The organism is Exiguobacterium sp. s133 (genome assembly GCF_018618595.1).
GTDB lineage: Bacteria > Bacillota > Bacilli > Exiguobacteriales > Exiguobacteriaceae > Exiguobacterium_A > Exiguobacterium_A oxidotolerans.
Map to the genome: position 1 here is coordinate 424486 of NZ_JACSMK010000001.1, position 25064 is coordinate 449549.

General features: G+C 47.5%; 22 protein-coding genes and 1 tRNA gene. All 23 read right to left on the reverse strand.

Going from position 1 to position 25064, the window contains the following annotated elements:
• On the reverse strand, positions 1 to 1251 hold the full coding sequence (locus KNP96_RS02135; RefSeq protein WP_214768692.1) for a bifunctional folylpolyglutamate synthase/dihydrofolate synthase: 1251 nt from the start codon (positions 1249 to 1251) through the stop codon (positions 1 to 3).
• Positions 1252 to 1307: 56 nt separating this feature from the next.
• A complete protein-coding gene (locus KNP96_RS02140; RefSeq protein WP_214768694.1) occupies positions 1308 to 3944 on the reverse strand; it encodes a valine--tRNA ligase in 2637 nt (878 codons plus the stop codon).
• A 334-nt stretch (positions 3945 to 4278) separates the two neighbouring features.
• The gene (gene hemL / locus KNP96_RS02145; protein ID WP_214768696.1) at positions 4279 to 5589 is read right to left on the reverse strand and encodes a glutamate-1-semialdehyde 2,1-aminomutase; all 1311 of its coding nucleotides are present in this window, start codon (positions 5587 to 5589) and stop codon (positions 4279 to 4281) included.
• Entirely contained in the window at positions 5586 to 6575 is a 990-nt protein-coding gene (gene hemB, locus KNP96_RS02150) for a porphobilinogen synthase (protein ID WP_214768698.1), read from the reverse strand. The genes hemL and hemB overlap by 4 nt, the downstream gene beginning before the upstream one ends.
• Positions 6572 to 7258 (reverse strand): uroporphyrinogen-III synthase, encoded by a 687-nt coding sequence (locus tag KNP96_RS02155; RefSeq protein WP_214768699.1) that lies wholly within the window; start codon positions 7256 to 7258, stop codon positions 6572 to 6574. Before KNP96_RS02155 ends, hemB begins: the two co-directional genes overlap by 4 nt.
• Positions 7248 to 8174 carry a hydroxymethylbilane synthase gene (gene hemC, locus KNP96_RS02160; RefSeq protein WP_088837553.1) on the reverse strand — a complete coding sequence of 309 codons (927 nt, stop codon included), beginning with the start codon at positions 8172 to 8174 and terminating at the stop codon, positions 7248 to 7250. The genes KNP96_RS02155 and hemC overlap by 11 nt, the downstream gene beginning before the upstream one ends.
• An 82-nt stretch (positions 8175 to 8256) precedes the next feature.
• Entirely contained in the window at positions 8257 to 9597 is a 1341-nt protein-coding gene (gene hemA, locus KNP96_RS02165; RefSeq protein ID WP_088837554.1) for a glutamyl-tRNA reductase, read from the reverse strand.
• Positions 9598 to 9797: 200 nt separating this feature from the next.
• A complete protein-coding gene (locus KNP96_RS02170; protein ID WP_214768700.1) occupies positions 9798 to 10949 on the reverse strand; it encodes an AI-2E family transporter in 1152 nt (383 codons plus the stop codon).
• A 268-nt stretch (positions 10950 to 11217) separates the two neighbouring features.
• Positions 11218 to 11799 carry a ribosome biogenesis GTP-binding protein YihA/YsxC gene (yihA, locus tag KNP96_RS02175; RefSeq protein ID WP_088837556.1) on the reverse strand — a complete coding sequence of 194 codons (582 nt, stop codon included), beginning with the start codon at positions 11797 to 11799 and terminating at the stop codon, positions 11218 to 11220.
• A gap of 1 nt (position 11800) precedes the next feature.
• Entirely contained in the window at positions 11801 to 14110 is a 2310-nt protein-coding gene (gene lon, locus KNP96_RS02180) for an endopeptidase La (protein WP_088837557.1), read from the reverse strand.
• Between the two features lie 69 nt (positions 14111 to 14179).
• Positions 14180 to 15445 (reverse strand): ATP-dependent protease ATP-binding subunit ClpX, encoded by a 1266-nt coding sequence (gene clpX / locus KNP96_RS02185; RefSeq protein WP_088837558.1) that lies wholly within the window; start codon positions 15443 to 15445, stop codon positions 14180 to 14182.
• Between the two features lie 233 nt (positions 15446 to 15678).
• Entirely contained in the window at positions 15679 to 16971 is a 1293-nt protein-coding gene (gene tig / locus KNP96_RS02190) for a trigger factor (RefSeq protein WP_088837559.1), read from the reverse strand.
• 112 nt (positions 16972 to 17083) lie between these two features.
• Positions 17084 to 18091 (reverse strand): hypothetical protein, encoded by a 1008-nt coding sequence (locus KNP96_RS02195; RefSeq protein WP_214768701.1) that lies wholly within the window; start codon positions 18089 to 18091, stop codon positions 17084 to 17086.
• A 26-nt stretch (positions 18092 to 18117) separates the two neighbouring features.
• The gene (locus KNP96_RS02200) at positions 18118 to 18642 is read right to left on the reverse strand and encodes a hypothetical protein (RefSeq protein ID WP_235195165.1); all 525 of its coding nucleotides are present in this window, start codon (positions 18640 to 18642) and stop codon (positions 18118 to 18120) included.
• Positions 18643 to 18746: 104 nt separating this feature from the next.
• Positions 18747 to 18820: transfer RNA gene (locus tag KNP96_RS02205), tRNA-Arg, on the reverse strand.
• 67 nt (positions 18821 to 18887) lie between these two features.
• Entirely contained in the window at positions 18888 to 19394 is a 507-nt protein-coding gene (locus tag KNP96_RS02210; RefSeq protein ID WP_214766516.1) for a metallophosphoesterase family protein, read from the reverse strand.
• A 6-nt stretch (positions 19395 to 19400) separates the two neighbouring features.
• Complete coding sequence (locus KNP96_RS02215; protein WP_214766518.1) at positions 19401 to 19997, reverse strand: XTP/dITP diphosphatase; 597 nt, start codon at positions 19995 to 19997, stop codon at positions 19401 to 19403.
• Positions 19994 to 20749, reverse strand: coding sequence for a ribonuclease PH (rph, locus tag KNP96_RS02220; RefSeq protein WP_214766520.1), 756 nt, complete (start codon positions 20747 to 20749; stop codon positions 19994 to 19996). The genes KNP96_RS02215 and rph overlap by 4 nt, the downstream gene beginning before the upstream one ends.
• Positions 20746 to 21555, reverse strand: a complete 810-nt coding sequence (gene racE, locus KNP96_RS02225) for a glutamate racemase (protein ID WP_214766522.1) — start codon at positions 21553 to 21555, stop codon at positions 20746 to 20748. The genes rph and racE overlap by 4 nt, the downstream gene beginning before the upstream one ends.
• Positions 21556 to 21638: 83 nt before the next feature.
• Positions 21639 to 21902 carry a phosphocarrier protein HPr gene (locus tag KNP96_RS02230; RefSeq protein WP_012371023.1) on the reverse strand — a complete coding sequence of 88 codons (264 nt, stop codon included), beginning with the start codon at positions 21900 to 21902 and terminating at the stop codon, positions 21639 to 21641.
• Between the two features lie 65 nt (positions 21903 to 21967).
• Positions 21968 to 22423, reverse strand: a complete 456-nt coding sequence (locus KNP96_RS02235) for an acyl-CoA thioesterase (protein ID WP_088837566.1) — start codon at positions 22421 to 22423, stop codon at positions 21968 to 21970.
• A gap of 55 nt (positions 22424 to 22478) precedes the next feature.
• Positions 22479 to 23285 (reverse strand): succinate dehydrogenase iron-sulfur subunit, encoded by an 807-nt coding sequence (sdhB, locus tag KNP96_RS02240; protein ID WP_088837567.1) that lies wholly within the window; start codon positions 23283 to 23285, stop codon positions 22479 to 22481.
• Positions 23285 to 25048: a succinate dehydrogenase flavoprotein subunit gene (gene sdhA, locus KNP96_RS02245; protein WP_159173051.1), complete on the reverse strand. Its 1764-nt coding sequence runs from the start codon at positions 25046 to 25048 to the stop codon at positions 23285 to 23287. The genes sdhB and sdhA overlap by 1 nt, the downstream gene beginning before the upstream one ends.
• Positions 25049 to 25064 lie beyond the last annotated feature (16 nt).

The following is a 25064-nucleotide window of genomic DNA, read 5'->3' on the forward strand; positions in this document are numbered from 1 at the left end:
TTAGCGTTTTCCCTTTTTTGTAAAACGTTGTCGCAGTATTTTTTCACGAACGACACTGATGAAGTAAAGAGATCCTGTTACGATGAGTGTTTGATTTGTTCCTTCGTATTCAGCGAGAAACGAATCGAGTTCTATGACATTTGCCCCATCCGCAGTCAGTTCTTCTAGCGACCGGGCTCGCGGAAAATCAAACGTCGTCTCCATAATCGTTGGTGTCACTTCCTGAAATTGTTTAATCATCGCAAGGCGATCTTTATCCCGCAGGATGGAGCAAAGGATGACGATTGGCATTGTTTCCTGTTTTAGACGGTCGACGAGCGCTTTAACACCTTCCGGATTATGAGCCCCGTCTAAGATGATGCGCGGCTCGCGCGAAATCGTCTCAAACCGTCCCGGATGTTTGGCGTTTCGGAGACCACGACGAATTGCCGTCTTCGACCAACCGAGTTTCTTTGCACAGATGACGGCGTTCGCTGCATTTTCGACTTGATGGTGCCCTTCGAGTCCAAGTCGTGTTTCGGGAATTCCTTCATACGTCGCCCATGTTCCGGTCGCATTCAGTCGGTACGAGACGATGGCTTCCTGACTCCACTTCAACGTTGCCGCCCGGTCGCCACAATAGGCCATCAACGGGACCGTCAATTCCTCTTGCAGTTTCCCGGCAATGACCGATGTTCCCCGTTTGATGATGCCGAACTTTTGAAGGGCAATCTCTTGGAGCGTATCTCCGAGAATCGCTTGATGATCGTGACCAATTGAGGTGATGATGGCCGCTTTCGGTTGCTTCAGTACGTTTGTCGAGTCATAAAGCCCTCCGAGTCCGACCTCGTAAATGACGAAGTCTGGACGAACTTGATTGAAATGATAGAAAGCAAGTGCCGTCAACGCTTCAAATTCCGTGACTGTACCAATCGTCGGCTCAAGCTCGGTCATTGCTTGCTTCACTGCAGTAGCTGCCTTAACGAGATCCGCTTCAGCAATCGGCACTCCGTTCAGCATGATCCGTTCCTCGAACTGAATGATGTATGGGGATGTAAACGTCCCGATGTGTAACCCTTCCGCCATTCCCATCTCCCGTAAGAAGGCGACGGTCGACCCTTTCCCGTTCGTCCCCGCGACATGGATCGTCGGAACAGCATCCGGATCAATCTTTAGTTCTTCCAGTAACGCTTCCATCCGACTTAATCCCGGTTTGATACCGAATGCCAGTAACCGTGACAACCACTCTAATACGTCTTCTCTCGTCTCCACTCTGTCTCCGCTCCTTTAAAAAAAGTGGCTCAAGGAAACTTGAGCCACTGTTGAAATTATTGAGATAGTTCGTTGATCCGTGCTTCGACTGCCGCACGTTTTTCGTTATAATCCTGTGCTTTTGCTTGTTCTTCTTCGATGACATGTGCCGGTGCTTTTCCGACGAAACCTGGGTTGTTGAGTTTTTTCTCGACCCGTTCGACTTCCTTCGTATACTTGACGAGTTCTTTGTTCAAGCGGGCGATTTCTTCTTCGATGTTGATTAAATCAGCCAACGGAATGAACAATTCTGCGCCGGTCACGATGGCACTGAGTGCTTTTTCCGGTGCTGCCATGCTGCGTTCGACAAGTAATTCGGAAGCATTCGTGAACTTTTTCAAGTATGAGACGTTCGTCTCTAAGTCATGCTGTACTTGGTCGTCACTCGTCGAAATCATCAACTGGATTTGTTTTGACATCGGTGCGTTCACTTCGGCACGAATGTTGCGGACCGACCGGATGACGTTTTGGACAGCTTCAAACGCAGGAACTGCTTGCGGGAAGTCGAGTGTCTCATTACGTGTCGGCCAAGCCGCACGCGTGATCGTTTCCCCTTGATGCGGCAAGTGCTGCCAAATCTCTTCCGTGATGAACGGCATGAACGGGTGCATCAGACGCATGATTTGGTCGAGCGTGTACGCAAGAATCGAACGCGTCGTCAATTTAGCGGCCTCATCTTCACCGTTCAGCGGTAACTTCGCCATCTCGATGTACCAGTTACAGAAATCTTCCCAGATGAAGTGGTAGAGGACTCGACCGGCTTCACCGAACTCATACTTATCGGATAATCGTGTCACATCAGCAATCGTCGTGTTCAGACGTGTCAAAATCCACTGATCGGCTAATGATTTTTCGCCCGTCAGATCGATTTCTTCATACGTCAGACCATCCATGTTCATCAGTGCGAAACGGCTTGCGTTCCACAATTTATTCGAGAAGTTCCATGTCGCTTCGATTTTTTCCCAATAGAAACGTAGGTCGTTTCCTGGCGTCGAACCTGTCGTTAAGAACCAACGGAGTGAATCGGCACCATATTTTTCGATGACGTCCATTGGATCGATTCCGTTCCCGAGTGATTTCGACATCTTCCGTCCGTCCGAGTCACGAATCAGACCGTGAATCAACACATCGTTGAATGGACGTTCGCCTGTGAATTCATACGATTGGAAAATCATCCGCGATACCCAGAAGGCGATGATGTCGTACCCCGTAACGAGTGTCGACGTCGGGAAGTATTTTTGGTAGTCCGCAGCATCCGTATTCGGCCAACCCATCGTCGAGAACGGCCAGAGCGCTGACGAGAACCACGTATCGAGGACATCGTTGTCCTGCTCCCAGTTTTCGATGTCGGCAGGTGCTTCTTTCCCAACGAACACTTCACCTGTTTCTTTATGATACCAGGCTGGAATACGGTGTCCCCACCAGAGTTGACGGCTGACACACCAGTCACGGATATTCTCCATCCAGCGGACGTAGGTGTTTTCGAACCGTTGTGGGACGAAGTTGATTTTATCCTCGCCCTGTTGTTCAGCAAGTGCTTTTTCAGCGAGTGGCTCCATCTTGACGAACCATTGCAGCGACAAGTACGGTTCAACGACTGCATCCGACCGTTCCGAGTGACCAACCGAGTGCAGGTGCGGCTCGACTTTAATCAAGACGCCCGAGGCTTTCAAATCTTCGACAATTTGTTTGCGGCACTCGAAGCGATCCATACCCTCGTATTTACCGGCGTTTTCGTTCATCGTTCCGTCTTCGTTCATGACGAGGACACGTGGTAAGTCATGACGGTTCCCCACTTCAAAGTCATTCGGGTCATGGGCAGGCGTGATTTTAACGACACCTGTTCCGAATTCCATATCGACATATTCGTCAGCGACGATCGGAATTTCTCGTTCGACGATCGGGAGCATGATCGTTTTACCGACGAGGTGAGCGTAACGCTCATCTTTCGGATTGACGGCGATTGCCGTATCCCCAAGCATCGTCTCCGGGCGCGTCGTCGCGAGTTTAACGTGACCTGTTCCGTCCGTCAACGGATAGCTGAGGTGGTAGAACGCACCTTCGATATCTTTATAGATGACTTCGATATCGGAAATCGCAGTTTTCGTCGCCGGGTCCCAGTTGACGATGTATTCGCCACGATAGATCAAACCTTTTTCATACAGCTTAACGAATACTTCCTGGACCGCTTCAGATAAACCCTCGTCGAGCGTAAAGCGCTCGCGTGAGTAATCCAGACCAAGTCCGAGTTTCGCCCATTGCGCACGAATCGTTGACGCATATTCTTCTTTCCATGCCCATGATTGTTCGAGGAATTTCTCACGTCCCATTTCTAAGCGCGATTGTCCTTCTGCCCGCAATTTTTGTTCAACTTTTGCTTGCGTCGCGATTCCCGCGTGGTCCATTCCCGGTAAGTACAGGACGTCGAACCCTTGCATCCGTTTCATCCGTGTCAGCATGTCTTGTAACGTCGTATCCCAAGCATGACCGAGGTGTAGTTTCCCTGTCACGTTCGGTGGCGGGATGACGATCGTGTACGGTGCTTTCTCCGGATCTTGATCGGCTTTGAAATATTCCCCTTCCAACCAAAAATCGTACCATTTTTCTTCCGTCGCCTGCGGATCATATTTCGTCGGCATTGATAATTCCTGCATCTAAATCGCTCCTTTTATCCATAATAAAAACGGCTACTCTCGTCCTCATCTAAGGACGAAAGAAGCCGTTGCTCTTCCGCGGTACCACCTTAGTTCACCCCGAAAACGGGAGTGCCCTCTAGCCCGCGTAACGTGCGGAATCCGGATATCGCTCGCTCGCGCTTACGATACCAGCTCGTGGGGTGACCTTCGTCGGGACACACTGTCACATCTCTCAGCCGGTGGATGTGTTCTCTCTTACAGTCTGTTGTCTGACTACTCTTCCCGTCAACGCTGTTTCCAAATTATTCTTTCCTTATTTTATCCGAGACGTCCATCACCCGTCAAGAACTCCTTAACGGTTAAATTCGACCTGGAGTTCTTTGAACGTCAGTTCGACGGCTTCAATCGTCCGTTCGATATCATCATCCGAGTGGACGGTCGATAAGAAGAGTCCCTCGAATTGTGACGGTGGGAGGAAGATTCCGCGCGCCGCCATCTTTTGATAGTACGAACGGAACATCTCGAGGTTCGATGTTTTCGCTTGTTCGAAATTCGTCACGGGTTGATTAGTGAAGAAGACACCGAACATTGCGCCGGCCCGGTTCGTCGTCAACGGAATGTTATATTTCGCAGCAGCCTGTAAATAGCCTTCTGCTAGACGATTTGCTTTTTGGTCAAACACTTCGTAGTGCTCCGGTTTTAATTGCGTTAAGGTCGCAAGCCCCGCTGCCATCGCAAGCGGATTCCCCGACAGGGTACCTGCCTGATAGATTGGACCTTGCGGCGCGATTTGCTCCATGATGTCACGGCGTCCACCGTAGGCACCGACGGGCATACCACCACCGATGACTTTACCGAGACATGTGATGTCTGGCGTGACACCGAAGTATCCTTGGGCACAGTTGAAGCCGACACGGAAACCGGTCATGACTTCGTCGAAAATTAACAACGTACCGTGTGCTTCCGTGATTTCACGAAGCCCTTCGAGGAATCCGGCTGCCGGCGGGACGAAGCCCATGTTACCTGCTGCCGGTTCAACGATGACACCTGCGATATCGTCGCCATGTTTTTCAAAGGCAGTCCGGACAGCGTCCATATCGTTATACGGAACCGTCAGCGTCATGCTGGCGATTTGTGCCGGAACTCCCGGTGAATCGGGAAGACCGAGCGTCGCGACGCCTGAACCGGCTTTAATCAACAACGAATCGCCGTGTCCGTGGTAACATCCTTCAAATTTCAGGATTTTCGTTTTGCCTGTAAACCCACGCGCGAGACGTAATGCCGCCATCGTTGCTTCGGTCCCCGAGTTGACCATCCGGACGACCTCGACGGACGGGACACGACTGATGACGAGTTCTGCCATCGCTGACTCGATTTCAGTTGGTGTCCCGTAACTCCAACCGCGTGTTGCCTGTTCTTGAATCGCCGCCGTGACGATCGGATCGGCGTGACCTAAAATCATCGGTCCCCATGATAAAACGTAATCGATGTATTCTTTCCCATCGATATCGTATAATTTTGAACCACTTGCCCGTTCGGCAAAGATTGGTGTCATACCAACTGATTTATAGGCACGGACTGGACTGTTCACGCCACCCGGCATGAGTGGTAATGCCCGCTCAAAGGCAGCTTTTGATTTTGAGTTCTGATTGGTTAAGCTCATTTCGATTCCTCCAAGTAACGACAGATGTCTTTCGCGAAATACGTGATGATTAAATCTGCTCCAGCACGTTTAAAGCCAAGCATCGTCTCCATGACGATTCGTTCTTCATCAATCCAACCGTTGAGTGCCGCTGCTTTGACCATGGCATATTCCCCTGAGACGTTATAGGCGACGATTGGTAAATCAATCCGCTCGCGCACGTCCCGAATGATGTCCATGAAGGCAAGCGCTGGTTTGACAATCATGAAGTCTGCCCCTTGTTCTACGTCAGACGTTGCTTCCCGGAATGCTTCACGGCGGTTCGCCGGATCCATTTGATATCCTTTACGATCACCTTCACCCGGTGCTGAATTGGCTGCGTCACGGAATGGCCCATAATAGGCAGAAGCGTACTTAACGCCATAACTCATGACTGGAATATGGCTGAACCCATTCTCATCAAGCCCTTGACGGATTGCAGCGACAAAACCGTCCATCATCGAGGATGGGGCAATGATGTCTGCACCGGCACGCGCTTGTGAGACGGCCGTTTGGACGTGCAGTGGGAGTGAGGCGTCATTATCGACTGTACCGTCCGCAACTATGCCGCAATGTCCTGTCGATGTATATTCACAGAGACATGTATCCGCGATGACCGTCAATTGCGGTGCGAGTTTCTTGACGAGACGCGTTGCTTCTTGAACGATCCCGTGATCATGGAATGCCCCTGTGCCTTGTTCATCTTTTAAATGATCATGTGGGACACCAAATAAAATCACCGACTCGATACCGAGTTTTACGATTTCGTTGATTTCTGCTTCGAGATGATCAAGCGATAGGTTGAACACACCAGGCATCGAACTAACTTCCCGCTTAATGTCTTCTCCTTCTGCGATAAACAGTGGATAAATCAAATCTGATTTATGCAAATGATTTTCTCGTACGAGTGAGCGAAGTGAAGCCGTATTTCGCAAACGGCGGTGACGTGCGAATTCTAATGTGTTCATAACAGTTCCTCCTCTAAAATACAGTCAATCAATCCGTCGAGCGTAAACGTCTTCGCGATGCGCAGAGGATACAGTCCTGCTGCTCGCGCTGCTTGTTCCGTGACCGGTCCAATCGCGACATACGTCGCAGACGTTTGAAGTGCTAACGAAGCGAGTGCTTCGACGGCCGATGGACTTTGTAATCCGATAAAATTTGCGTCTGACAAACGTTCTCGTGGAATCCGTCGGATGTTCGTTTCATATGTCACGACTTCGAGGACGTCAGCTGAGACGAATTGTTTTAAGTGTTCGAGTGGTTCTTGGCGCGACCGATTCCCACGGGCAAAACAAATCCGTTGGTTCGGCAATAGTTGGTGCTGTAACTCGGCGACGAGAACATCACCCGTAAAGGCAGATGGGATGAAGTCCGCGGTTCGCCCCGCTCGTTCGAGGGCTTGCGCTGTTTTTGTCCCAACAACTGCAATTTTCGTTTTTTGTAATCGTGGTAAATCGGCCTCGATTCGTTCGACGCCTGTCGGGCTCGTCACGACCAACCAATCAAGTGCCGGTGGCAATTCGAATGCAACCGGTACCGTCTCGATACTTGGTTCGTGAATGACTTCAATCTGCCGTTCCGCTAAACGCTGCACTTGCTGCGAGTTCGGTGGCCGACTCCCGGTCAGGACAAGCCGTTTATAAGTCATCCGGCAACGATGCGAGAATTTCGCGACCGCCGGCATCGAGTAACCGATCCGCGACGAGTTGACCGAGTTGCATCGGGTCAAGCGAAGTTTCGCGTTCGAGCAAGATTTGTGTCCCATCGACTGAACCGATGAAACCAACGAGTGTCGTCGATAAATCTTCGTTGATCGTCGCAAAACCACCAACCGGGACGTGACAGCTTCCTTCGATCGCGGATAAGAATGACCGCTCGGCAAAGGCCACTTTTTCAGTCATTTGATCATGAATTAAATTTAAAAGATCACGGATTTCCTGGTCTTGTTCACGGCATTCGATTGCCAAGATACCTTGACCGACAGCAGGAATCATCTCGTCCGTCGAAATGTATTCCGAGACGATTTCATCTGACCACCCCATCCGTTGCAGACCAGCTGCCGCAAGTAAAATCCCGTCGAATGGTCCTGTCTTCAACTTTTCGAGACGTGTATCAATGTTTCCGCGAATCGATTCAATCTTCAAATCCGGACGAAGTTTAAGCAATTGTGAGCCGCGGCGTAAACTGCTCGTCCCGACCGTAGCACCTTCAGGCAGGGTCGCAAGTCCGCCGCCTGTTGTTGTGATGAGCGCATCCCGTGCATCGACACGTGCAGGTGTTGATCCGATGATAAGACCTGCTGGAAGTTCTGACGGAAGATCTTTCATGCTATGGACAGCGAAGTCGATTTCTTCATCCAGCATCTGTTGTTCGATTTCCTTGACGAACAATCCTTTCCCGCCGACTTTAGACAATGTCACATCAAGGATTCGGTCCCCTTTAGTGATGATGTTCTTGATTTCGAATTCATATGGAGCACCCGCTTGTTTCAATTGCTCGATGACCCATTTCGTCTGTGTCATCGCTAGTTTCGAACTGCGTGAACCTACTATGATTTTTCGCATGCTAAAATCCCCCTGTACAATAATAAAGGGGCGGCACAAGTCCGCCCCATGCTTTTCTATTGTAACACAATTACAGCTTTGTTCACCGATTCACAGCTTTGCGTGGTTCAGAAGTTTCGTCTTGTAACACGACGTCTTCGACCGAGGAATCAAACAGTTCTTCATCGAGTGCAAAGGTGTCCATGAACTGTGCAATGCGTTGTTCTGCATCTGGTTTTGCCGCGGCATCTTTAATGTATGAGAGCGGTTCACGTAATAATTGATTGATAATTGATTTCATGTGTTTTCCAATGACGGCTTTTTCACGGGCCGACATGTCCGGCAGTTTCCGTTCGAGGCTTTGCATCGTCTCTTGCTGAATTTTAAGCGATTGATCGCGCAGTTCCGTAATGATTGGAACGACACCAAGCGTCGTCATCCATCCTTCAAACTCAGCGATGGCAGCTTCAATCCGTAACTCGATTTTAGCCGCTTCTTTCATCCGTTCCGCCATGTTCTGTTGGACGATTGATGTTAAATCATCGACGTCATATAAATGAACACCAGGTAAGTCACCCGCTGTCGGTTCGATATCACGTGGTACCGCGATGTCGATCAACAGGAAGGGACGGTCACTGCGGAACAGTTGAGCAGCGGCGATATCTTCCCGCTTGATGATCGCCCGTTTGGCACCGGTAGAAGAAATGACGATATCAGCGCGAAGAAGACCACATTGCATTTCGTTAATCGAATGTGCAGACCCTTCGAAACGATTCGCAACTTCTTCTGCTTTCGCAAGCGTTCGGTTAAAGACCGTGATATCTCGCGCACCGGCCTCATACAAGTTCAACGTCGTCAATTCACCTGTCTCACCGGCACCGATGACGACAATTGATTTATCTTCAAGAGAACCGAGCAATTGTTCTGCAAGTGTCACGGCAGCAGCACTGACAGAAACGGCACTCTCCCCGATTCCTGTTTCAGCATGGGCACGTTTCGCAAGCGTTACCGCTTCCTTAAATAGTTTGTTGAAGACCGTTCCCGTCGTTTCTAATTTTTGCGCTGTAAAGAAACTTGTCTTCACTTGACCTAAAATTTGCGTTTCCCCGACGATCATCGAATCGAGACCACTCGTCACTCGGAACAAGTGCTTCATCGCATCAAACCCTTCATGGATGAATAAATACGGTTCAAGTTCTTCCATCGTCAAACCGAACCAGTTCGCAAGAAAACGTTTTGTATAGTAGCGTCCTGTGTGTGGTTGATCCGTCACGACATATAATTCGGTCCGGTTACAAGTCGACACGATGACGCTCTCGAAAATACTCTTTTCATCTCGTAACGCCACGACCGCTCCCTTCATCTCATGTTCCCCAAATGAGACTTGTTCGCGTATTGATACAGGCGCCGTCTTATTATTTAAACCGACAACTACGATATGCATGCGCTCTACCCCTTACGTCTAAAGATTTCATTCTCCTCTATCTTTTGTTCTCTACTCTACATTATAACCATTATAAAAAAGATTCCAATCAATTTATAAACTAAAATGAGTCAAAGTTGTGAAAAGTATTCTTTCATCCTATCCCTCTCTCGAATAAATCACAAACCCTCTGCTCGAATGTTTCAGCAGAGGGCTTATCGTTAGGATTTGGAAGAATCGGTAATGATTGTCGAGCTCTCGGTCTGCAAGTCGAACTGTTGCTGACGTAAACGATAAATACGAGCAATGTTCTGGATGACGACTTTGGAGACAGCATATGTCGGAACAGCCAAAATGACGCCGATGATACCGGCGATTTTACCGGCGACGAGCAAGACGATGATGATCGTCAACGGATGCACTTTTAACGTTTTCCCTTGAACATACGGAGAAATCAAATTCGATTCAATCTGTTGTGCGATAACGATCGTGATGATTGCATAAAGCGCCTTGATCGGATCATCGATGAATCCGACGATGACGGCAGGAACAGCACCGATATATGGTCCAAGATACGGAATGATGTTCGTCACCGTACAAAATAATGCGAGTAACAAAGCGTATTGAATATCTGAGATGAAGAAACCGATTAACGACATCAATCCGACGCAGAGTGAGACGATGACTTGACCATTGACGTAGTGCTTAACCGTCACGTGCATGTCATGTAAGATGTTACGTGTTTCTGCCTCATAGCCTTTCGGTAAAAGTTTAACGACCGAGTCAGGAAACTTGTACCCGTCAAGCAGCATATAGACGAGAATGAACGGAACGAGCACGACGATTAGAACCGTCGAAGAGATGACACCGAAAATGGTTCCGACAGATGCCGAAACGGACTTGAAGAGCGTTCCGATATATGACGTCGCTTCATTCGTCCACTCGTCAAACAATTCCGTATTGTGTTGAACCCAGTTCGAAATAAAACGATTGTCCATCAATTGATCGCGTAGATTCAACGTTTGATCACGTAGTTCTACGACAAGATTCGGGATGCTCGTGACAAACTCCGTCACCTGTTTGACGAGGATTGGACCGATCAACGTAATGATGAGCGTCAAAATCCCGACAAAAGCGAGTAAAACAATCAGAACGGCAAGTCCACGTCTTTTGACACGTTTTTGTAAGGTGTCAACGATTCCAAGTGTAAAGTAATAAAAAATTCCTGCAATGATAAGTGGTGGGAAAATTAACGCAAGCATCACTTTAATCGGTTGGAATAAAAACGAGATTTTCGTCCCGACCCAGATGACTAAGAAAATCGTTAGTATCCAAAGTAATGCTTTAAACCATTTGTTTCGAAGTAAGTCCACGAATAAGCCTCCTACAGTTTTCAATTCCGGTATAGCATATTTTTTAAAGCTGCTATTCCATTAATTTGTTATTATTTCATCTTTTTCATCAAGATTTACGCTGGATGAAAGCTATGTCCAAAAGAGAACTGGAAATAATCTTTATCTTTTTACAATATTAAGTATAGATACATCGCTATTTTTTATCTATATTATTTTCGAAATAATAAATTAAAAGGCAATGTTCATCTTGTGAACATTGCCTTTTACCTTCAATCAGTTGTACCTCTTACAAATGAGCATAAATCGCTTCCCATGCCGCATCGACACCTTCGCCCGTTTCTGAAGAAAACGGAATGAATGTATCTTGACCATCAAATTGCAGTTTCCGCTTGATGGCTGCGATTTGTTTATCCCGCTGACCACGCTTGATTTTATCAAGTTTTGTCGCGACGACGATGACGGATAAATCATAGTACTTTAAGAAGTCGTACATGATGACATCATCTGCCGATGGTTCATGACGAATGTCAACGAGTAAGACGACACCTTTTAGTATTTCACGTGTCGTGAAATACTTCTCCATCATTTTTCCCCAGGCTTCCCGTTCCGTTTTCGAAACTTTCGCGTAGCCGTATCCGGGTACATCGACAAACATGAGCTCATCATTGATATTGAAGAAGTTCAACGTTTGTGTTTTCCCTGGTTTTGATGAAGTACGCGCGAGCGCCTTCCGCTGTACGAGCTTATTGATGAACGACGACTTTCCGACGTTCGACCGTCCCGCAAGTGCAACTTCCGGAAGAAGTGGTTCCGGATAATGCTCCGGATTGACACCACTTGTAATAAAATCTGCTTTATAAATTTTCATGTTACTCTCCTTTTAATGCATGTTCGAGTACTTGGTCCATCGTAGCGACCGGAATGAATCGAATCCCATCTCGAACGGTTTCTGGAATCTCATCGATATCGCGCGTATTGTCTTGTGGCATTAAAATCGTCGTCAATCCTGCACGATGTGCCGCGAGCGATTTCTCTTTTAGACCACCGATTGGTAAGACACGACCACGTAACGTGATTTCGCCTGTCATTCCGACGTCGCGCCGGACTGGACGTTTCGTCAGAGCAGAAATCAAGGCTGTCGCAATCGTAATCCCAGCTGACGGGCCATCTTTCGGTACGGCGCCTTCCGGTACGTGGATATGAATATCCTGTGTTTCATAGAAATTCGGGTCAATTCCAACTGTTTCAGCGTTCGCTCGTACGAAGCTGTATGCTGTCTGAGCCGACTCTTGCATGACATCACCAAGTTTACCCGTTAATTGCAATTTTCCTTTACCTGGCGCAAGACTGACTTCAATCGTCAGTGTGTCGCCCCCAAATGCAGTATACGCTAAACCGGTCACCGCGCCAATCGTATCTTCTAATTCTCCTTGACCATACCGGTAGATCGGTTTCCCTAAGAAGTCTGGTAAGTTCCGTTTCGTCACCGTGACACGTTTCTTTTCACCCATCGCGATTTGTTTCGCCGCCTTACGACAAAGCGACCCTAACACACGTTCCAAGTTCCGGACACCGGCTTCTCGTGTATACCGTCGGACGACTTCCTCGAGCGCGTCCGGTTTGACTGTTAATTGACTCTTTTTCAAGCCGTGTTCTTTGATTTGTTTCGATAGCAAGTGACGGACCGCAATTTGTGCTTTCTCTTGCTCCGTATAACCACCGATTTGAATCAATTCCATCCGGTCAAGTAAAGGTCCTGGAATGTTCGAGACATCATTCGCCGTTGCGATGAATAACACGTTCGATAAATCGAACGGCTCTTCGATATAGTGATCAGAAAAGCTATTGTTTTGCTCAGGATCGAGCACTTCAAGCATCGCAGACGATGGATCCCCACGGAAATCATTCGACATCTTATCGATTTCGTCGAGTAGGAAGACCGGATTGTTCGTACCTGCTTGTTTCAGTCCACGAATGATTCGTCCCGGCATCGCTCCGATATACGTCCGGCGATGGCCGCGGATCTCTGCTTCATCTCGTACACCACCAAGCGATACACGGACGAACTTCCGTTCAAGAGCGGTAGCGATGGAACGTGCAAGTGAAGTCTTCCCGACCCCCGGAGGACCTGCGAGACATAGAATCGGTCCACGTAACGAATCCGTCAATTGACGGACAGCTAAATACTCGAGAATCCGTTCTTTTACTTTTTCGAGACCGTAGTGATCTTCATCGAGTTGTTCCGACGCCGCTTCGACGTTCAAGAAATCATCCGTCGCCTCATTCCATGGAAGCGAGAAGAACCATTCCAAGTAATTTCGAATGACACCATGTTCCGGACTCGTCGCCGGTACGACGGCTAACCGATTGATTTCTTTTTCAACGTTTGCAACGGCTGTGTCTGATAAATCGAGCATCGCTAGCTGTTCTTTATACTTCACAGCATCACTTTCAGCAGAAACTGCTTCCCCTCCGAGTTCTTGTTGAATCGTTTTCAACTGTTCCCGAAGGTAATAGTCACGTTGGGATTGTTCAATCGTTTTTTTCGTCCGTTCCCGCATTTCTCGCTCTAGCTCAACGACTTCGTACTCATGCTTCATGACATCGAGCAACATCAAGCCCCGCTCGACCGGATCATTTTCTTCTAGGAATTCTTGTTTTTTTGCAAGTTCAATCGGCAATTTCGACGTGATGTAATCCGTCAAAGAATCCAGGCGTTCATACGTTTCAAAACGACGTCGTTCGTCTGTCCCGATGCCTTTGATACGGGAGACGAGTTGACCGAATTGTTCTTTAATCAAGCGGACGAGCGCCTCTTGTTTTGCACCTTTGATATCGATTTTCTCAATCGGTTCGATGGCTGCTTGATACCCTTCATCCGTTTCACTGACTTGTTCAATCCGAACACGTTCCTTACCGATGACGCGAACGCGGACCGTATCATTGCCAAGCTCACTCATCTTCGCGATTTGGACAAGTGTTCCGATTGTATGCAGTCCGTCAACCGATGGTTCTGCTTCTGGGTCGCGTTGCGTCACGACGACCAAATCAATTTCATGTTCCTTTGAAGCGAGTAATGCTTTTAGTGAAACTGGTCGACCAACATCAATCGTCAAGCCGATTAATGGATAGGCGACGACGCCACGAAGTGGTAAAAGTGGATATTGTTTTGTCTTCATCAAATTCCTCCTAAACAAAAAAGGCTCGGAAAGGCGTACAAGTAGCCTCCGAGCCGATTTGTCACGGTGTTACGCCGTTTCTTTTTCTTTACCTTGTTCAATTGTACCATCTTTCAACTCAAGCGTCGGACCACGCTTACCAGTCAACGTTTCAGCTGTAATGATGACTTTTGCGATATCTTCACGTGATGGTATTTCGAACATGATTTCAAGCATCGTTTCCTCAATGATCGAACGTAAACCACGTGCACCGGTTTTCCGTTTGATTGCGAGTTTCGCGATTTCAATTAGTCCTTCATCTGTGAAGTCGAGTTCGACATCATCAAGTTGAAGCATTTTTTTATATTGTTTGACTAACGCATTTTTAGGTTTCGTCAAGATTTGGACGAGTGCATCCTCATCGAGTGGTTCGAGTGTCGCCATGACTGGCAGACGACCGATGAACTCGGGGATTAGTCCGAATTTTTGGAGATCCTCTGGTAATGCGGCAGCAAGAATTTCTTTTTGCGTAAAGTTACGGTTTTCAGAATCATTTCCGAATCCGATGACTTTTTTACCAAGACGACGTTTAATCGATTGATCGATTCCATCAAATGCTCCACCGACGATGAAAAGAATATTCGTCGTATCGATTTGAATGAATTCTTGATGTGGATGTTTACGTCCACCTTGTGGCGGTACGCTCGCAACTGTTCCTTCTAGGATTTTAAGAAGTGCTTGTTGCACCCCTTCTCCTGATACATCACGTGTGATGGAAGGATTTTCAGATTTACGGGCAATTTTATCAATCTCATCAATATAGATGATTCCTTTTTCTGCTTTCTCGACATCGTAATCAGCAGCTTGAATGAGTTTCAAGAGGATGTTTTCAACATCTTCCCCAACATATCCAGCTTCCGTTAAACTTGTCGCATCCGCAATCGCGAAAGGAACATTTAAGATACGTGCCATTGTTTGTGCAAGAAGTGTCTTACCACTACCTGTTGGTCCAATCATGACGATGTTAGATTTAGAAAGCTCGACATCATCTGCCCGACCACCGGCGTTGATTCGTTTGTAATGATTGTACATTGCGACAGACAAAGACTTTTTCGCTTTCTCTTGACCAATGACATAATCATTTAATGTCTCACGAATTTCATGCGGTTTTGGTACGTTCTTTAGTTCGACTTCTTCTTCTGTACCAAGTTCCTCTTCAACGATTTCATTGCAGAGTTCGATACATTCATCGCAAATGTAAACGCCAGGTCCAGCAACAAGTTTGCGCACTTGCTCTTGTGTCTTTCCGCAGAAAGAACATTTTAGCTGACCTTTCTCTTCGTTAAATTTAAACATAAAGGTCCACCCCTTTAACGTGGAAGTTGTATAGATACGTTTCGCATCCAATCTCACGTTTTACTATTAATGATTGTAGCACGAACAAGGAAAGTCTTTCAAATCTTGGACGAGCGTTTTACAGTTTGATTTGAAGATTTTGATAATGTTTGTCCTTGTTTGACCTATCGTACAAAAAAAACGACTTCAAGACCAGAAATAGGTCTTGAAATCGTTTAGTTCAGTTAAAAAACTTATTTCGTTTTAGCATTATCAACGAGAACGTCGATTGCTTTACGGAACTGGAGATCACCTTTAAGCGTGTCGAGACCACCTTGTGGCGCGAGCATCGTTTCAAGTTGATCAGCAGGGATGTTGTAGAGTTCAGACATCGATTGAAGTTCAGCTTGCGCTTCTTCTTCGTTCACTTCGATGTTTTCATCTGCAACAATTTGTTTCAGAACGAGACGTGCTTTAACACGTTCTTCTGCTTGTTCTTTCATTTCAGTACGCATCGCTTCTTCTGTCGTTCCAGTTAACTGGAAGTACATGTCGAGTTCGATACCTTGTGATTGAATGCGTTGTGTGAATTCTTGGACCATACGCTCAACTTCGTTGTCGACCATAACTGCAGGAAGATCAACTGTCGCGTTTTTAGTCGCTGCTTCAACCAACTCATCACGCATTGAAGCATCAGCTTCTTGTTTACGTGTGTTTTCAAGACGTGTACGAATTTTTGTTTTCAACTCATCAAGAGAAGAAACTTCTTCGTCCATTTCTTTAGCAAACTCATCTGTCAATTCAGGGAGTTCTTGTGCTTTCACTTCGTGGATTGTTACTTTGAATACGACTGGTTTACCAGCGAGTGATGCTTCATGGTACTCTTCTGGGAAAGTAACGTCGATATCTTTTTGCTCACCAGTTTTCAGACCGACCATTTGCTCTTCGAATCCTGGAATGAAGTTTCCTGAACCGATGACGAGTGAATAGTTTTCAGCAGTTCCGCCGTCGAATTGGTTGTCCCCATCAAAACCTGCGAAGTCGAATACGACCGTGTCGCCATTTTCGATGACGCCGTCTTCTTTTACGACGAGCTCTGCTCCACGCTCTTGCATTGTTTTGAGTTCAGCATCGACATCTTCGTCAGTAACGTCAGTTTCGACAGCTGTGTACTCAAGACCTTTGTACTCACCAAGAGTTGCTTCAGGTTCGATGACGAACGTGATTTTAAACTCAACCGGTTTTCCTTTTTCGAGTGTTTCAACGTCGATGTTTTCAAGCGCGATTGGCTCGATACCTGATTCGACGACAGCACCTTCGATTGTATCTTGATACAAGATATCAAGAGCATCTTGATAAAGTGCTTCTTCACCGTACATTTTGTTAAACATTGTGCGTGGCATTTTTCCTTTACGGAAACCAGGTGTGTTCAAAGTCTTAACGACTTTCTTGAACGCTTGGTCTACCGCTTTATCAAATGCTTCAGCAGGCGCTTCATACGTGAGAACGCCGAGGCTACCTGATTGTTTTTCCCATTTTGCAGTCATGCTGAGTCCCTCCAAAATTGTCAATTAGCGTACATGTGTGTACAACAAGTCACATTATAGCACATCCATTCCGAGCATTACCACTGTTGAACGAATGGATTCCTCGCATTTCCTATATCGCCGTCTTCTCGTACGCTTTTCCCTCTTCTAACATCTGGTGAGCACTATCGTATAAGTCACGCGCAAGTGCCCCGAGTTCTTTTTCGGGCACATCACGTTCGAACGTCATTCCAGCGAGTGCATCAAGCGTTTCAATCATCTCGACCGGATTCATATCGAATAAATCGACTTCCTGATTGAGGTGGAGCATTTGATGCCAGGACAACATTAGTAGCGCTCGAAAAGGATCGAGCCGTCTCAAGCTAAATAAAACTTCTTGCACTCCGAGCAGTTGCGCCTGCTGTTGTTCCAACCGTCTACGTAGCTGCTCGGCGGAATCGAATGTCACGTCAAGCTGCAAACGTTCGATTCGAAGCGTTAAAGGAAAACATGAGTCGTCCGTCATTAATTGCAATAATAACGTATGAAGGACGATTAAACTTTGTTGTCTTACGTCCTCGCCGATTGCATAAGAGGTGCAAAGATACCGTCTCAATTCAGGCGCCTTTTCAAGCGTCAGTCCACGTAACTGCTCGAATTGTTGTTCGTACGTTCCTGTTTGAAAAACGTTTATCCATTCCGCTTCCGACTTCCCGAGCGATTTCCGCGTTAAAAACGATTCGTCCGAACGTGCTTCCCTGTCTGGTTCCGTTTGCCGTCCAAGCATTGATGCCGCTTCCTCCAACTTAACTGCTAGACCGTATGGTAAGTATGGTGAGGATGTCCGAAGCGCGACACGAAGCGGGTATGCCTGTCCATGCTCAAAGAGGAAGAGCGCAAGCACTTGCTCAACTCCTTCGACTGTCAAAAACGATTCCGCTATTTTGATGAAGCGTTCTCGTTCTTCTTTACTTTCAGAAAAAGCATCTTGCATCGTATATACCCTATACAAAATGTCGTCATCACTCATCGCCACGTCATCGAGTCGCTTCATCCGTTCATCTCGCTCGGCCCTCGTCATCCGTGCGAGTCGCATCCGTTCCTGTTCCAGCGGTCGTTCCATCCAACGGGATTCACTCATGCGCTCTCCTCCTCTACCAATCATTCTTATTTTGTGAAGGGATCGAGTCGTTCCGTCCAACTAGATATTGCGTCTTGCAGTCGTTGTCCTTGTTCGACTCCAAGCTGATTCAACGTATCAAGCGAGACGTCCGTCTCAAGAAGACGTGTCATCGACTCTGATTGATCGACATACTGCTTTAACTTATCACTCAAACTCTTTAGTTCGGCCGGCGGACTGTCGAGACTAGACAGACGTTCGTCGATTTGATCGAGCTCTTTCTCTAACTTTTGAACCGTCTCATCATTTTTCAGCTTTTCCATTTGTTGATCCAGTGTTTGTTCTGGATTTGCCGATTCGCGTGCCTTCTCCGCTGCTTGATCGAGCTTAGCCGAGAGCTCTGACGTGACACGTGATGTATCTTTCGCAATTGTTTGTAGTTCCGCTGCATAATCAACATTATTTTTCACTTCGACGACTTGTTGTTTTGCGTCGTCGACCGTATTCGTTATTTCGCTACAACCAGCTAGAGCAACTGTCAGAAGGAGGATTCCACCGATTCGTTTCCTCATTGTCCACATCCCCTTTTTAAGTTCATGATACCTTGATTATAATCGAAAATCATAATAAAAAAAAGAGACCGCCCTCGTAAGGGCAGTCTCTATTTTAATTATAGCGTCCCAAGAGGGATTCGAACCCCCGACCGACGCCTTAGAAGGGCGTTGCTCTATCCAGCTGAGCTATTGGGACGTGTCAACACGAATAAACTATACTAAAACAATTCTTTCGTGTCAATCACATTACAAAAAATCTTTTCTTAAAGCGTGCCTTCTAAATGTAAAGCATTAATCTGTTCACCTGTCAGATCGTAAAAATCAACGGAATACGCATCTTCTTCAAGCGTCAAAATCGCATACGTTTTTTCAGGACGGTGTCGCGGCATACGAATCGAACCCGGATTGATGAAGAGTTTACCATCCTTTTGTTCCGCTTTCGCCACGTGCGAATGACCATACAACACGACCTGTGCTGCTTTTTGATCCGCATGATGGACTAATTGATCGAGGCTGTATTTCACGTCTTGACGATGACCATGGACACATAATAGATTGACTGTGCCAAAAGGCTCAAGTACCTCATCGGCAAAGTCGTTACCATAATCACAATTCCCTTTAACGACACGATAGGGATATAATGATTCGTCCATCCGTGTCAACTGTGAGTCTCCACAATGATACGCAACCTCTGCTTCCGGATGCCGTTCGACGATTGTCAGAAGTTCCGATTCGAGACCATGGCTATCACTAACGATTAACGCTTTCATCGTTGATCACTCTCCTAAAAAAGTAGTCAGTGCTAATTCAAGTTTTTTCAACGCATTCCCGCGATGACTAATCGCCGCTTTCTCATCTTTTGTTAACTCGGCGGCCGTTTGATTTCGAGATGGGACGATGAACAAAGGATCATAACCGAAACCATGCTCACCTTTCGCTTCGAATCCGATGAGACCTTCCATCGTACCGCGTACAGTCAACGTCTCCCCAGAAGGTTTTGCAAGTGACAATGCACAGACGAAGCGCGCTGTCCGCTCTTCGATTGATCGATTGCCCAATTTCTCGAGCAACAATGCATTATTCGCTGCATCTGATTTTTCTAGACCTGCAAAACGCGCTGAGTAGACACCAGGCGCCCCGTCGAGCGCGTCGACTTCGAGTCCCGAGTCGTCGGCAAGAACCGCGTGACCGAAGTAAGCAGCTGCTTCTTTCGCTTTCAGTTCAGCATTTTCTTCAAAAGTTACACCCGTTTCATCCGTCTCAGGTGCAGCTTCGTAATCCAGTAAAGAAGATACGTCATAACCTAGTTTCCCGAGCATCGCTTCGAGTTCTTTCACTTTCCCAGCATTGCGGGTCGCGACGATGATTTTCATCGATGTTCCCCCACTTCTTCTCCAACATACCACCACGAAGCACCTAATGCGTCTTGACCGGCACGCAGGAGTTCTTCAATACCCTTTTCCCCAAGTTCGAGCATATCGAGCATTTCACGTTTCGAAAATGTCGCCTCTTCACCTGTCGCCTGCATCTCGACGATTTTCCCGGAAGAGGTCATGACTAAGTTCAAATCAACATCGGCTGCAGCATCCTCTTCATAACAGAGATCAAGGAGCAGCTCTTGACCGACCTTTCCAATCGAGACGGCTGCGATTCCTTCTTTGATTGGTGTATCCGTCAGTTTCCCGCTTTGAATCAGACCGTCTACTGCGAGGACGAGGGCAAGAAAACCGCCTGTGATCGCAGCCGTTCTCGTTCCGCCATCCGCCTGAATGACATCACAATCAATCCAGACCGTTCGTTCACCTAGTTTTTCTAAGTCGACGACAGCACGTAACGCCCGACTGATCAAACGCTGGATTTCCATCGTCCGACCTGTCTGTTTACCACGGACCGACTCGCGCGCTGTCCGTTGCGCCGTCGCACGTGGTAACATCGCATATTCCGCATTGATCCAGCCATGACGTTTCCCCCGTAAAAAGGGTGGGACTTTCTCTTCGACCGTTGCCGTACACAAGACCCGCGTGTCTCCGACTGCGATCATAATGGAACCTTCCGCATGTTTATTCACGTTCGTCTCAAACGCAATCGCTCGCATCATCGTAGATTCTCGTTGATCGATTCTCATGTCGTTTCCTCCGTTCCGAGTACTAATCGTTTTGCTTGGATTGGTTGACTCAACCAATCGGTCGCGATCCGTTCAAAGGAACGCGTGTCACCTGTCGCATGATACACATGTTCCGGTATAAAATCATTTCCTGCTGCAATTCCATTGTAGTCGAGGAGAGCCGCGACTTCGAGCGCCGTCTCGTCTCCTGAAGAAATCAATTGGACGTCTGGTCCGATGACTCGTCCAATGACATCTGCGAGCAGCGGATAATGGGTACACCCTAAAATCAACGTGTCCATGTCGTACGAAAGCAATGGACGTAATGTATTGGCGACGACACGTTCGACGTAAGCACCTGTCGTCTGTGAGGACTCGACGAGCGGGACGAACGGCGGACATGCAAGTGATTCGACAACAACTTGCCCTTCGACATGTCGTAATGCCTTTTCATAAGAATTGCTCTCGACCGTCATCTTCGTCCCGATGACACCGATTCGTTTCGATCGCGTTACCTTGACTGCCGCCCGTGCTCCTGGGTCGATGACGCCAATGACTGGAATCGTCAATTTTTCCCGTGCTTCTTTCAGGACGACTGCCGTCGCTGTATTACAGGCGATGACAATCAGTTTGACATCCTGCGCGACAAGATAATCAATCATCTCCCATGTAAATTGCCGGATTTCTTCTTCCGGTCGTGGTCCATAGGGACAGCGTAATGTATCCCCGACATATATGATTTGTTCATGAGGAAGCTGCCGCATCAGCTCACGCGCGACCGTCAAGCCGCCGACCCCAGAATCTAATACTCCAATTGGTTTGTTCACGTCATATCTCACCTTCCTATCCTCTATGGTAACAAAAAAGGACGACGGTGCAAGACCGGCGTCCGAGAATGTAGATAAAAGGATTACTGAGCAAGACCTTCGCTTGTCAGCATGTCTGAAAGAGTCGTGATTGCTTCAGAAGCATCGTCACCGTTTGCAACGATTTTGATGTCTGAATCTTTAGCGATACCGAGTGAAAGTACACCCATGATCGACTTAAGGTTAACAGTCTTTCCGTTGTACTCCAAGTTGATATCTGATTGGAATTTTGAAGCTGTGTTGACAAGTTGTGTTGCAGGACGAGCATGAATGCCTGAATCTGCGATGACTTTGAATGTTTTTTCCATGATTAAGAAATCTCCCTCCACTAATAACGTACTAGTGAGTCGTTTTCGAATATGTGAACTCATTATCAAATGATAACGGATTCGAATCGATTCTGCAAGGAATTTTTATAGGCTTTATCCCATGGAAAAGCATTCCCAGCACGATCGATTTGTACCATCGACGTTCGTCCCGTAAACATCAGTTGCTCTTCGTCATCGAATGCCGCGTAATGGACGTCACACGAGGCTTTTCCGACTTGAACAGGATAGGCGTAGACTGCAAGCCGCGTCCGTGGATAAACTTGGCGGATGTAGTTACACTGCGCATCCGCGACGACGACGATTCCGTCATCTGCTAACGAGTAGCCTGTCTCTTCAAGCATCAACGTCCGGACATCCTCAAAATAGACGAACGGGACTCGATTGTTCATATGACCGTAGGCATCCGTCTCAGCGAAGCGAACCGCAACATCGAGTCTCGTCCCGTGTTTCATTTGACTTAACCACCCATCTAAATCTTCGATATAACTAGGTACACGCACGTAAATTCCCTCCTGAATATAAAAAGAAGGAGCAGCGCCCCTTCTTTTTTATGAATTAATTGCTAACCGCTTCTCCTGTACGACCTTCGTCGCTACCGAAGAATTTTTTGAACGAGTGTAATGTCGTCTGACGGTTCATTGCCGCAATCGATGTCGTAAGCGGAATCCCTTTCGGGCAGACCTCAACACAGTTTTGTGCATTACCGCATTGCATGATACCGCCATCTTCCATCAATGCTTCCAGGCGCTCTTCTTTATGATAGGCACCTGTCGGGTGTGAGTTGAAGAGACGAACCTGTGAGATCGACGCCGGTCCGATGAAGTTTGAACGGTCATTGACGTTCGGACATGCTTCAAGACAAACGCCACACGTCATACATTTTGAAAGTTCATACGCCCATTGCCGTTTGTTCTCTGGCATCCGTGGTCCTGGACCAAGGTCATACGTCCCATCGATCGGAACCCATGCTTTTACTTTTTTGAGTGCGTCAAACATCCGTTGACGGTCAACTTGTAAGTCGCGCACAATCGGGAACGTCTGCATCGGTTGCAAACGAATCGGTTGTTCGAGCTTATCGACGAGCGCTGTACAGGATTGACGTGGTGTCCCGTTGATGACCATCGAGCACGCCCCGCATACTTCTTCAAGACAACCCATGTCCCAGTTGATCGGTGTCGTTTTTTCGCCTGCCGCATTGACGGGATTCCGGCGAATCTCCATCAATGCTGAAATGACGTTCATGTTCGGACGATACGGGACTTCGAAAGCTTCATCATAGGCTTTTCCGTCTGGTCCATCCTGACGTTGCACGATGAACTGAACCGGTTTTTGTTTTGTTTCTTGTTCGAGTGGTGTCGCCATTATGCTTTCACCTCTTTCTTCGACTTCTTGCTGTAGTCGCGTTTGCGTGGTGGAATCAGTGATGTATCGACTTCTTCGTAATAGATTTCAGGATGACCGTTTGTATAACGTGCCATCGTCGTTTTTAAGAACCGCTCATCATCACGCTCTGGGAAGTCTGGCTTATAGTGGGCGCCACGACTCTCGTCACGTTGAAGGGCACCGAGTGTGATTGCTTCCGCTAAATCAAGCATGTGATCTAGCTGACGGATGAAGGATGCGCCCTGGTTACTCCAGCGTGCCGTATCCGTCGCCGAGATCCGCGTGAAACGTTCCCGTAATTCTTTAATCTTCGTCAACGTCTGTTCGAGCTTATCGTTATAACGAACAACGGTTACGTTATCCGTCATGACTTCACCGAGCTCACGGTGGATTTGATACGCATTTTCTGTCCCTTCCATCGCCAAGATATCATTGAATCGATCGATTTCAGCGATTTTATGCGCTTCAACGACCTCTTCCGGCATATCATGGACAGAAGTTTCAAGTTCGTTCATATAGGCAATCGCTGCTGGACCCGCAACCATTCCGCCATAAACGGCAGAGAGAAGTGAGTTCGCACCGAGACGGTTTCCACCGTGCATCGAGTAATCACACTCACCAGACGCGAACAATCCTGGGATGTTCGTCATTTGATCGTAATCGACCCATAATCCACCCATCGAGTAATGGACGGCCGGGAAGATTTTCATCGGTACTTTCCGTGGATCGTCACCAACGAACTTCTCATAAATTTCTAAGATACCGCCGAGTTTGACATCAAGCTCTTTTGCGTCTTTGTGTGAGAGATCGAGATACACCATGTTCTCCCCGTTGACACCGAGCTTTTGATTGACACAGACATCAAAGATTTCACGTGTCGCGATATCACGCGGGACGAGGTTCCCGTATGCCGGATATTTTTCTTCGAGGAAGTACCACGGTTTCCCGTCTTTATACGTCCAGACACGTCCGCCTTCACCACGTGCCGATTCGCTCATCAGACGGAGCTTATCGTCACCAGGAATCGCTGTCGGGTGAATCTGGATGAACTCACCGTTCGCATAAATCGCACCTTGCCGGTAAACAGCCGCTGCCGCTTGTCCCGTATTAATGACCGAGTTCGTTGATTTACCGAAGATGACACCGGGTCCACCCGTCGCTAAGATGACCGAATCCGCTGCGAATGCTTCGATTTCCATTGAACGTAGATTTTGACACACCGCACCACGACAAATCCCTTCTTCATCAATGACTGCGCGAAGGAATTCCCATCCTTCATATTTTTCTACCAAACCTTGCGCTTCAAACTTACGTACTTGCTCATCAAGTGCGTACAGTAATTGTTGTCCTGTCGTCGCTCCCGCATAAGCCGTCCGGTGATGGAGTGTTCCTCCGAAACGCCGGAAGTCGAGTAAGCCTTCCGGTGTCCGGTTAAACATGACGCCCATCCGGTCGAACATATGAATGATTTTCGGAGCCGCTTCTGTCATTTTTTGAACAGGCGGTTGGTTCGCGAGGAAGTCGCCACCATATACCGTATCATCTAAATGCTGGTAGGGTGAGTCACCCTCCCCTTTTGTATTGACCGCACCGTTGATGCCGCCTTGGGCACATACGGAGTGTGATCGTTTAACGGGTACGAGTGAGAATAACTTTACTGGTACTCCTTGTTCTGCTGCTTTTATCGTAGCCATCAACCCGGCAAGCCCTCCACCGATGATGACAAGATTTTTGTTCGCCATGTTGTCAGTTCCCCTT

What these genes read in the sequence shown, in the direction of transcription:
- KNP96_RS02140 (WP_214768694.1), bottom strand. Translation starts at nt 3,944, where the DNA reads ATGCAGGAATTATCAATGCCGACGAAATATGATCCGCAGGCGACGGAA.
- hemL (WP_214768696.1), bottom strand. Translation starts at nt 5,589, where the DNA reads ATGAGCTTAACCAATCAGAACTCAAAATCAAAAGCTGCCTTTGAGCGG.
- hemB (WP_214768698.1), bottom strand. Translation starts at nt 6,575, where the DNA reads ATGAACACATTAGAATTCGCACGTCACCGCCGTTTGCGAAATACGGCT.
- KNP96_RS02155 (WP_214768699.1), bottom strand. Translation starts at nt 7,258, where the DNA reads ATGACTTATAAACGGCTTGTCCTGACCGGGAGTCGGCCACCGAACTCG.
- hemC (WP_088837553.1), bottom strand. Translation starts at nt 8,174, where the DNA reads ATGCGAAAAATCATAGTAGGTTCACGCAGTTCGAAACTAGCGATGACA.
- hemA (WP_088837554.1), bottom strand. Translation starts at nt 9,597, where the DNA reads ATGCATATCGTAGTTGTCGGTTTAAATAATAAGACGGCGCCTGTATCA.
- yihA (WP_088837556.1), bottom strand. Translation starts at nt 11,799, where the DNA reads ATGAAAATTTATAAAGCAGATTTTATTACAAGTGGTGTCAATCCGGAG.
- lon (WP_088837557.1), bottom strand. Translation starts at nt 14,110, where the DNA reads ATGAAGACAAAACAATATCCACTTTTACCACTTCGTGGCGTCGTCGCC.
- clpX (WP_088837558.1), bottom strand. Translation starts at nt 15,445, where the DNA reads ATGTTTAAATTTAACGAAGAGAAAGGTCAGCTAAAATGTTCTTTCTGC.
- tig (WP_088837559.1), bottom strand. Translation starts at nt 16,971, where the DNA reads ATGACTGCAAAATGGGAAAAACAATCAGGTAGCCTCGGCGTTCTCACG.
- KNP96_RS02195 (WP_214768701.1), bottom strand. Translation starts at nt 18,091, where the DNA reads ATGAGTGAATCCCGTTGGATGGAACGACCGCTGGAACAGGAACGGATG.
- KNP96_RS02200 (WP_235195165.1), bottom strand. Translation starts at nt 18,642, where the DNA reads ATGAGGAAACGAATCGGTGGAATCCTCCTTCTGACAGTTGCTCTAGCT.
- KNP96_RS02210 (WP_214766516.1), bottom strand. Translation starts at nt 19,394, where the DNA reads ATGAAAGCGTTAATCGTTAGTGATAGCCATGGTCTCGAATCGGAACTT.
- KNP96_RS02215 (WP_214766518.1), bottom strand. Translation starts at nt 19,997, where the DNA reads ATGAAAATCATCGTCGCGACCCGCAATGCTGGGAAAGTGAAAGAACTC.
- rph (WP_214766520.1), bottom strand. Translation starts at nt 20,749, where the DNA reads ATGAGAATCGATCAACGAGAATCTACGATGATGCGAGCGATTGCGTTT.
- KNP96_RS02230 (WP_012371023.1), bottom strand. Translation starts at nt 21,902, where the DNA reads ATGGAAAAAACATTCAAAGTCATCGCAGATTCAGGCATTCATGCTCGT.
- sdhB (WP_088837567.1), bottom strand. Translation starts at nt 23,285, where the DNA reads ATGGCGACACCACTCGAACAAGAAACAAAACAAAAACCGGTTCAGTTC.
- sdhA (WP_159173051.1), bottom strand. Translation starts at nt 25,048, where the DNA reads ATGGCGAACAAAAATCTTGTCATCATCGGTGGAGGGCTTGCCGGGTTG.